The organism is Microvirga tunisiensis (genome assembly GCF_009296175.1).
Lineage (GTDB): Bacteria > Pseudomonadota > Alphaproteobacteria > Rhizobiales > Beijerinckiaceae > Microvirga > Microvirga tunisiensis.
On the sequence record NZ_VOSK01000312.1, the window covers coordinates 1 to 6,901 of the forward strand.

Consider the following 6,901-nt stretch of genomic DNA (forward strand, 5'->3'; position numbering starts at 1 on the left):
ATCTCGCCCGGGCGGAGTTCGCAACGCTGCGGTTGCGCCTGCTCAAGATCGCCGTGCGGGTGCAGGAAACCACCAGCCGCATCCGACTGGCCTTTGCCTCGTGCTGTCCGGAAGCGGATCTCGTCCGGCGTCTTGCGAGCGCTCTGGCACCCCAGCCCCGGGCGGCCTCGCCCTGAGCGCCGGGGCTGCCATCGCCCCGGTCATCCCATCCCGTCCCTGCCAACGCGTTCCCCACGTTCCAGACCTTGCCGCGGTGAAAGAAACGCAGCGGATCGGCACGCCCGCGCTACCAAATAGGCCCCGAAACAAACTCTGGTGAATAGGAACGGCTAAGGCCAGCCTGCGCCGTTTGACCTGCCCGGCTGGCAAAAGCGAGGCGTTCTACTGGGACAATCAAGTGCCGGGGTTGGGTCTACGCGCCTATGCCTCAGGCAGGCGCGTCTGGCTGCTCCAGTACCGCGACGCGGGTGGACGAACCCGCCGTATCGGCCTCGGCGACGTGAACGCCCTCGACCCGGAGAAGGCGCGGGAGGCAGCGCGGGCGCACCTGACCCAGAAGGCAGTAGGCAGCGATCCGGCTGCCAAGCGCAGGGCCGACCGGCAGGCGATGCGGGTTGGTGAGCTGGTCGCATCCTACCTCGATCATCTGGAGCGGCATGCGAGGTCTTCGACGCTCGACCAGAGCCGCCGTAACCTGAACAAGTACGCCGCCTCTCTCCATGAGGAGGCGCTGACGGCGGTCGACCGGGCCGCGATCCACCGGCTGCACAAGCGCCTGACTGCGAGTGCCGGTCCCGTGCAGGCCAACCGCACGCTCTCGACATTGAGCGCCCTGTTCGCCTGGGGCATGCGTGCGGGGCTGGCCAAGGACAACCCTGCTGCCCTGATCCCGAAAAACCCAGAGACGCCGAAGACGCGGGTCCTCTCCGACGAGGAGCTGACCTTGATCTGGCAGGCGACCGGATCAGGAGGCGATTACGACCGGATCGTGCGCTTGCTCATGCTCACCGGCTGCCGACGTGAGGAGATCGGCGGATTGCGCTGGAGCGAGGTCAGCGGCTCGCTCGTCACGATCCCAGCCAGCCGGACAAAGACCGGGATCGTTCACGAAGTGTCGCTCCCTGTGCTTGCGCGCGAGCAACTTCCTGAACGCCGCGAAGGTCGCGATCCCGTGTTCGGGAGCGGGCAGGGGTGCTTCTCAGGCTGGTCGCGCAGCAAAGAGCGGCTCGACACGAGCATCGCACGCCTACGGTACTCCGCTCTTGCACAAACCCTAGCGGATGATGACGGGATTGTCTCCTACGCCCTTCCTCCTTGGGGCCTGCACGACTTCCGCCGGACGCTCTCGACGCGTCTGAACGAGGTAGGCGTGGACCCGCACGTGGTGGAGGCGCTGCTCGGACATGCGGGAGCCAAGCAGGGCATCGCAGGGGTCTATAACCGCGCGTCGTATGTCCGTCAGAAGGCGGAGGCGCTCGACCGCTGGGCGGCGCATGTCACGGCCCTGGTAGCATAGGCTCGCCATCCTGCGCGGCCTCGCGGAGTGCTCCCTCCTCTCCCAAAACCGCCGCGTCGTTCTGCCGCTTTTCGAAAGCTTTTCTCAATAAAGCGAGCACGCAACTCGCTTTATCCGAGTATTGCCAAACCGGCCAACGTCTCTGCAATTTCTCTTCAATCCCCTGAAGGGAAAGGCTTATTTGTCTCAACGCGCAGCGTGGCCTTTGAGTATTCGGAAGACGCGGCGTATGCTCTAAGCGTACGAGACCTTTGAGACCGCGTACAAAATATTCGCTTATCCAGTACTCGCCGTCGTATCGGGCAAATAATCATGCTTGTTCCCGTTTAATTCTCGGGTCATTACTATTTGTGATGCCTCATGAGGTAGATAACCGAGATGACCGAGATGATTACTCCGAGGTTCTCAAGGTTCGCACAGAAAGCCGGGCATGGTGCCGGGCTCAAGCCAAAGGACTTGTCGATGACCAAATCGCTTGACCACCTTCCGGCGGAATTCAACCGCCAGCGGATCTTGAGCGCCGCCGAAGCGGCGGTCTTCCTGAGCCTGTCGCTTCCGCACTTTCGAAGGCTGTACCGCAACGGAGGCGTCCCGGCTCCTCTGCGCCTTAGTGAGAGGCGTTACGGCTGGAAGATGGCCGTACTCACCGACTGGCTGGAGGCCCGCCAGACCCGTCCCGTCGAGGCTCGCTCAGCCGCCTAGATCCCACGAAAAAAGCCCGCGCGATGGAGGTAGCGCGGGCTCAAAGGTCATTACGATGTACAACAAGTCTATCAAAGATCGACCTGCGGGCATAGTCCCCTCGTACTCTCTCGATCCTTATTCCGTCGCCCGCGCCCTCGGCCTTCTTGCCCTCAGGGAGGTGCGGTCATGAACACCTCCGCCTTGAAATGGGCCTCGTGCCAGAAGCTCCGCAGCGGCGTCGCCACAAACCTCTTGCTGGCACTGGCGCGCCGCGCCAACCAGGCGGGTGAGTGCTGGCCGTCACAGGCGACCCTGGCTGCCGAAACCGGCTACTCCATCCGGGCGGTGCGAGCCGCAATGCAGGCGCTAGACCGCTGGGGTCTGATCAGCCGCCAGAAGCGCGGAAGCAACAAGAACAGGGGTGGTCGTTCCTCCGATCTGGTCAGGCTGTCCATGAGCGGCAACAGCCTGAGCGCCGGACAGGCTGTTGGGGGTAGCGTGTACAGGAAGAAATCGGCAGGCAAAGAGGCGCTAGTTAGCGGAAGAAACCTGCCGCTAAGTGGGGGGGAGTTAGCGGAAGGAATTCAGCCGCTAAGTGGAGGGGGGAGTTAGCGGCAGCACGTGTGCCGAGGAATAGGAGTATTACATACTCTAGGGAAGAAAGAGGCCTAGCCAAGGGATCGGGTTTCTCGCCGGTCGGCGCTTCAAATTCCTGCGACCGGCGCGAGCCGCAAGGTGGCCGTTATGCTGGTGCTCAACCGACACCCGCCTTGACCTTCATCAGCCCGCGCAAGTATCCAGCCGCCGACCCTGCCCGCGAGGCGCTCTCCCCAGCCGGGGCACCGCGTCCCCGCGAGCCGGGAGCGGCGTCATGATCGCGCTGAGGTGTCATCAAGAAGCCGCTCTCGCCATGCTTCGTTCCTCCTTGGCTAGGGGGAAGCGCCGACCTCTCGTGCAAGCACCGACCGGGTTCGGTAAGACGCGGGTGGCCGCCGCCATCGTCGAGCGAGCCCTCGCCAAAGGCAAGCGCGTCCTGTTCACCGTCCCGGCTCTGTCCCTGGTGAACCAGACCGTGAGTGAGTTCGCCAAGCTTGGCATCACCCAGGTCGGCGTGATCCAGGGCGTTCACGAGCTGACCGATCCATCGATGCCGGTCCAGGTTGCCAGCATCCAGACCCTCATGCGCCGCACGATGCCGGACTGTGACATCGCCCTCGTGGACGAGGCGCACAAGCTTTTCGACTTCTACGGCAAGTGGTTCGCCGAGGCTGAGCACCCGATCATCGGCCTCTCGGCGACGCCCTGGACCCGTGGCCTGGGAAAGCTCTACGACGAGCTGATCATCGCTTCCACGACAAGCGAGCTGATCGAGGCGGGCTTCCTGTCGCCGTTCCGGGTCTTCGCGCCGTCGCATCCGGACCTGTCGGGCGTGCGCACGGTGGCGGGCGACTATCACGAAGGCGACCTGTCGGAGGCGATGGACAACGCCAACCTCGTGGCCGATGTCGTTGAGACGTGGAAGAAGCGCGGCGAGAACAGGCCGACCTTGTGCTTTGCCGTTGACAGGGCGCACGCCAAACACCTTCAGACCTGCTTCGAAGCCTCCGGCGTCAGCACGGGATACATCGACGCCTACACGCCGCGCGACGAGCGTGAAGCCATCGCGCAAGCGTTCCATGCCGGAGAGGTGAAGGTCATCTGCAACGTGGGCTGTCTGACCACGGGTGTCGATTGGAATGTGCTGTGCATCATCATGGCAAGGCCGACCAAGTCCGAGATGCTCTACACCCAGATCATCGGGCGCGGCCTGCGCACGGCGGACGGCAAGCAGGACTGCCTGATCCTCGATCACAGCGACACGACGCTGCGCCTCGGCTTCGTGACCGACATCCGCCACGAGCAGCTGGATGACGGCACGGCCCGCAGGTCATCGCGGGATGAACGCGACGAGCCGCTGCCGAAGGAATGCCCGTCGTGCTCGTTCCTCAAGCCGCCAAAAGTTCACGCCTGCCCATCCTGCGGCTTCAAGCCCGAGCGCCAGTCGCAGGTTGAGAGCGAGGACGGCGAGCTGATGGAAATTACCGGGGCCAAGCGCACCTTCAGCATGGCCGACAAGGTCTCGTTCTACGGCCAGCTCCGCCATTACGCGCACTCGCGCAATTACGCGAAGGGTTGGGCCTATCACAAGTACATCGAGCGGTTCGGCGTCGCACCGGGTGGCGAAGTCCACAACGCGCGCCTGCGTCTGCCCACACCGGCAACGCTCTCGTGGATACGTTCGCAGCAGATCCGATACGCAAAACGAAGCGAGGTGCAACATGCCGTCGCGTAAGGAAACTCCACTCAAGGATCGGGCACGAGGGCGCTGGCACGAGATGCTGCCTGCCCTCGGCCTGCCGCGCCAGATCCTCACCGGCAAGCATCAGCCGTGCCCGATGTGCCGAGGGAAGGACCGTTTCCGGTTCGACAACAAGCGTAACGAGGGCACTTGGTTCTGCTCTCACTGTAGAGCCGGTGACGGGATTTCCCTCGTGATGAAGGCAAAGGATTGGGACTACAGGACGGCGGCCAAGGAGATCGAGACGCTGATCGGGTCTGCGACGCCCGTTGATCCGCCGCTTGAGCGCGGCGAGGCCGACAAGCGGGCTGCATTGAACGAGCTTTGGCGATCCAGCCGGGCGATCCAGCCGGGCGATGCCGCTGGAGTGTTCCTGTTCAACCGGGTTGGCATCACGACGTTTCCCGACTGCCTGCGATTTGCTTGCAACATCCCGTATCGCGATGACGGCAGGACGTCCTGGCATCCTGGCATGATCGCCAAGGTGACGGACCCGACAGGCCGACCGACGAGCCTGCATCGCACCTATCTCACGCATGACGGACGCAAGGCAGATGTTCCAGATCCCCGCCGGATGATGCCGGGCAGCATCGCCAAGGGCAGCGCCGTGCGGCTGATGCCACATGACGGCGTTCTCGGGATTGCCGAGGGGATCGAGACGGCCCTTGCAGCGTCGAGGCTGTTCGGCGTGCCATGCTGGGCGGCTCTGAACGCTGGGACGCTGTCCGAATGGGTGCCGCCGGAAGGGGTCGAAGAAGTCATCGTCTTCGGGGACTACGACGCCAACCACACCGGGCAGGTGGCGGCTACCACGCTCGCCCAGCGGCTGCACAACCAATCCGGCATCAAGGTTCGCGTCGAAATCCCTCCCTATCCTGGCCAGGACTGGAACGACGTGCTCGTGGCTCAAGAGGATGCGGAAAAGGCGCGATACAACCGCGATACGGCAGGGGCCACTTATGGCTAGAACGCTCCTGTTTATTCCTAGGAATGCCCGTTCAATCCTACTGAACGTTCGGATGTTGTTGCAAGGCTCTGAACGCTGCCGAACGCTACCGCGTAAGTTGTTGAAATCATTAGCGTTCAGTCTGAACGCTGCTCTGAACGCAAATCGAGTTCCAAGCGTTCGTTCAACCCCTTTTTCTAAGGGTTGAACGGCTGAACGATCCAAACGACCCAGGAGGGTTTCATACCAATCCATCACGGACCGCCAATGCGGCCACCATCAAGGGGTATCCCATGACGAAGACGACGAAGCGGCTCAACGAACCGAAGCCGACGAGCCAGCGTAAGCCCGAGGTCTTCCTCTGCGCCTGCGTCGGCAGCGACGCGCCCGAGCAGCACGCCTGGACGAACCTGACAAAGGGGTTCGTCACGTTCGTATCTATCGAGGATGCAGATCTCCTGGCGGCCCATTGCTGGTCGACCAGCTGCAATCGCTCAGGCACGCCCTATGCCATCCGGAATGCCAGGGGCGACAGCGTTCTGCTGCACCGCGCCATCACAGGAGCGGTTGGCTCGACGCAGGTCGATCATCGCAATCATGACGGCCTGGACAACACGAGGCCGAACCTGAGACCGGCGACACCCGCACAGAACAGCGCCAACCATCGGCCTGGAAAGCGCACATCGCCGCACATCCCTGAAGGGATGGTACTGCCGAAGGGCGTCTCCTACATGCCTAACCGAAAAACCAAGCCGTTCCGCGCCATTGTCGCCAGGAAGTTCTTCGGCTGTTTCGCCACAGCCGAGGAAGCCGCCCGCGCGTATGACAAGGCGGCTGTTGAACAGTGGGGCGAGTACGCGTGGTTGAACTATCGCGACCAGCCGCTGCTGGCAGCGGCTGAATGAGGGCCACCAGCTTATCGACCACACTGTCCGACCAGGAATTGGAACTATGAAACACATGCCAACTCTTCACCTCGTGGTCAGCCCCGTGGGCCGTGGCAAATACGCCGCGCACCTCAACGACCGCGAGATGTGCCGCTCCCCCACACCGTTCTTCGCGGCGGCGCGTGTGCTCCTGGCGCAGGGCTTCGACCCGGCCACGCTTCTGACCATGCGCCACGAGGGCTCAGCCATCATCTCTATAAGGGCCACCATCGGGCAGGCCGCTGGGCGCACCGTCCACGAGGGCGACAAGGACAGTGCCCGGATCGTCCGTTTGAAGACTGTCGCTGCGAATGGACTATTCACGGAATTCCCAGATCCTCGGCCGCAGACGGCCAAAGTGGGTCCGGTGGTAGCCGAGTAGCCGACAACCGGAAATCGCCGCTGGTGAGGCTCCGGGAGACTGGCGTTTAAACGCATGCAGGGCAGCCCATCGGGCGGCAAGGTCCCGAGCAGCTAATCCCATGTCTGCG

8 protein-coding genes are annotated in these 6,901 nt (G+C 63.1%); all 8 read left to right on the plus strand.

What is annotated here, in order from left to right:
* Window positions 1–176, plus strand: a 176-nt coding sequence (locus FS320_RS34955; RefSeq protein ID WP_192926244.1) for a transposase, incomplete at its 5' end; no start/stop codon positions are given.
* Between the two features lie 221 nt (window positions 177–397).
* Entirely contained in the window at window positions 398–1,516 is a 1,119-nt protein-coding gene (locus FS320_RS34960; RefSeq protein WP_152738834.1) for a tyrosine-type recombinase/integrase, read from the plus strand.
* A gap of 462 nt (window positions 1,517–1,978) precedes the next feature.
* Window positions 1,979–2,218, plus strand: coding sequence for a helix-turn-helix transcriptional regulator (locus tag FS320_RS34965; protein WP_152716974.1), 240 nt, complete (start codon window positions 1,979–1,981; stop codon window positions 2,216–2,218).
* 168 nt (window positions 2,219–2,386) lie between these two features.
* Window positions 2,387–2,812 carry a helix-turn-helix domain-containing protein gene (locus FS320_RS34970; protein ID WP_152716975.1) on the plus strand — a complete coding sequence of 142 codons (426 nt, stop codon included), beginning with the start codon at window positions 2,387–2,389 and terminating at the stop codon, window positions 2,810–2,812.
* A 259-nt stretch (window positions 2,813–3,071) separates the two neighbouring features.
* Window positions 3,072–4,532 (plus strand): DEAD/DEAH box helicase, encoded by a 1,461-nt coding sequence (locus tag FS320_RS34975; RefSeq protein WP_152716976.1) that lies wholly within the window; start codon window positions 3,072–3,074, stop codon window positions 4,530–4,532.
* On the plus strand, window positions 4,519–5,505 hold the full coding sequence (locus FS320_RS34980) for a DUF7146 domain-containing protein (protein ID WP_152716977.1): 987 nt from the start codon (window positions 4,519–4,521) through the stop codon (window positions 5,503–5,505). Before FS320_RS34975 ends, FS320_RS34980 begins: the two co-directional genes overlap by 14 nt.
* Before the next feature lie 272 nt (window positions 5,506–5,777).
* Window positions 5,778–6,389 (plus strand): hypothetical protein, encoded by a 612-nt coding sequence (locus FS320_RS34985; RefSeq protein ID WP_152716978.1) that lies wholly within the window; start codon window positions 5,778–5,780, stop codon window positions 6,387–6,389.
* A gap of 55 nt (window positions 6,390–6,444) precedes the next feature.
* A complete protein-coding gene (locus FS320_RS34990; protein WP_152716979.1) occupies window positions 6,445–6,792 on the plus strand; it encodes a hypothetical protein in 348 nt (115 codons plus the stop codon).
* Window positions 6,793–6,901: the final 109 nt, after the last annotated feature.

Bases quoted from the DNA above. Each gene is read 5' to 3' on its own strand.
- FS320_RS34990 (WP_152716979.1), top strand. From the start codon at position 6,445: ATGCCAACTCTTCACCTCGTGGTCAGCCCCGTGGGCCGTGGCAAATAC.
- FS320_RS34985 (WP_152716978.1), top strand. From the start codon at position 5,778: ATGACGAAGACGACGAAGCGGCTCAACGAACCGAAGCCGACGAGCCAG.
- FS320_RS34965 (WP_152716974.1), top strand. From the start codon at position 1,979: ATGACCAAATCGCTTGACCACCTTCCGGCGGAATTCAACCGCCAGCGG.
- FS320_RS34980 (WP_152716977.1), top strand. From the start codon at position 4,519: ATGCCGTCGCGTAAGGAAACTCCACTCAAGGATCGGGCACGAGGGCGC.
- FS320_RS34975 (WP_152716976.1), top strand. From the start codon at position 3,072: ATGATCGCGCTGAGGTGTCATCAAGAAGCCGCTCTCGCCATGCTTCGT.
- FS320_RS34970 (WP_152716975.1), top strand. From the start codon at position 2,387: ATGAACACCTCCGCCTTGAAATGGGCCTCGTGCCAGAAGCTCCGCAGC.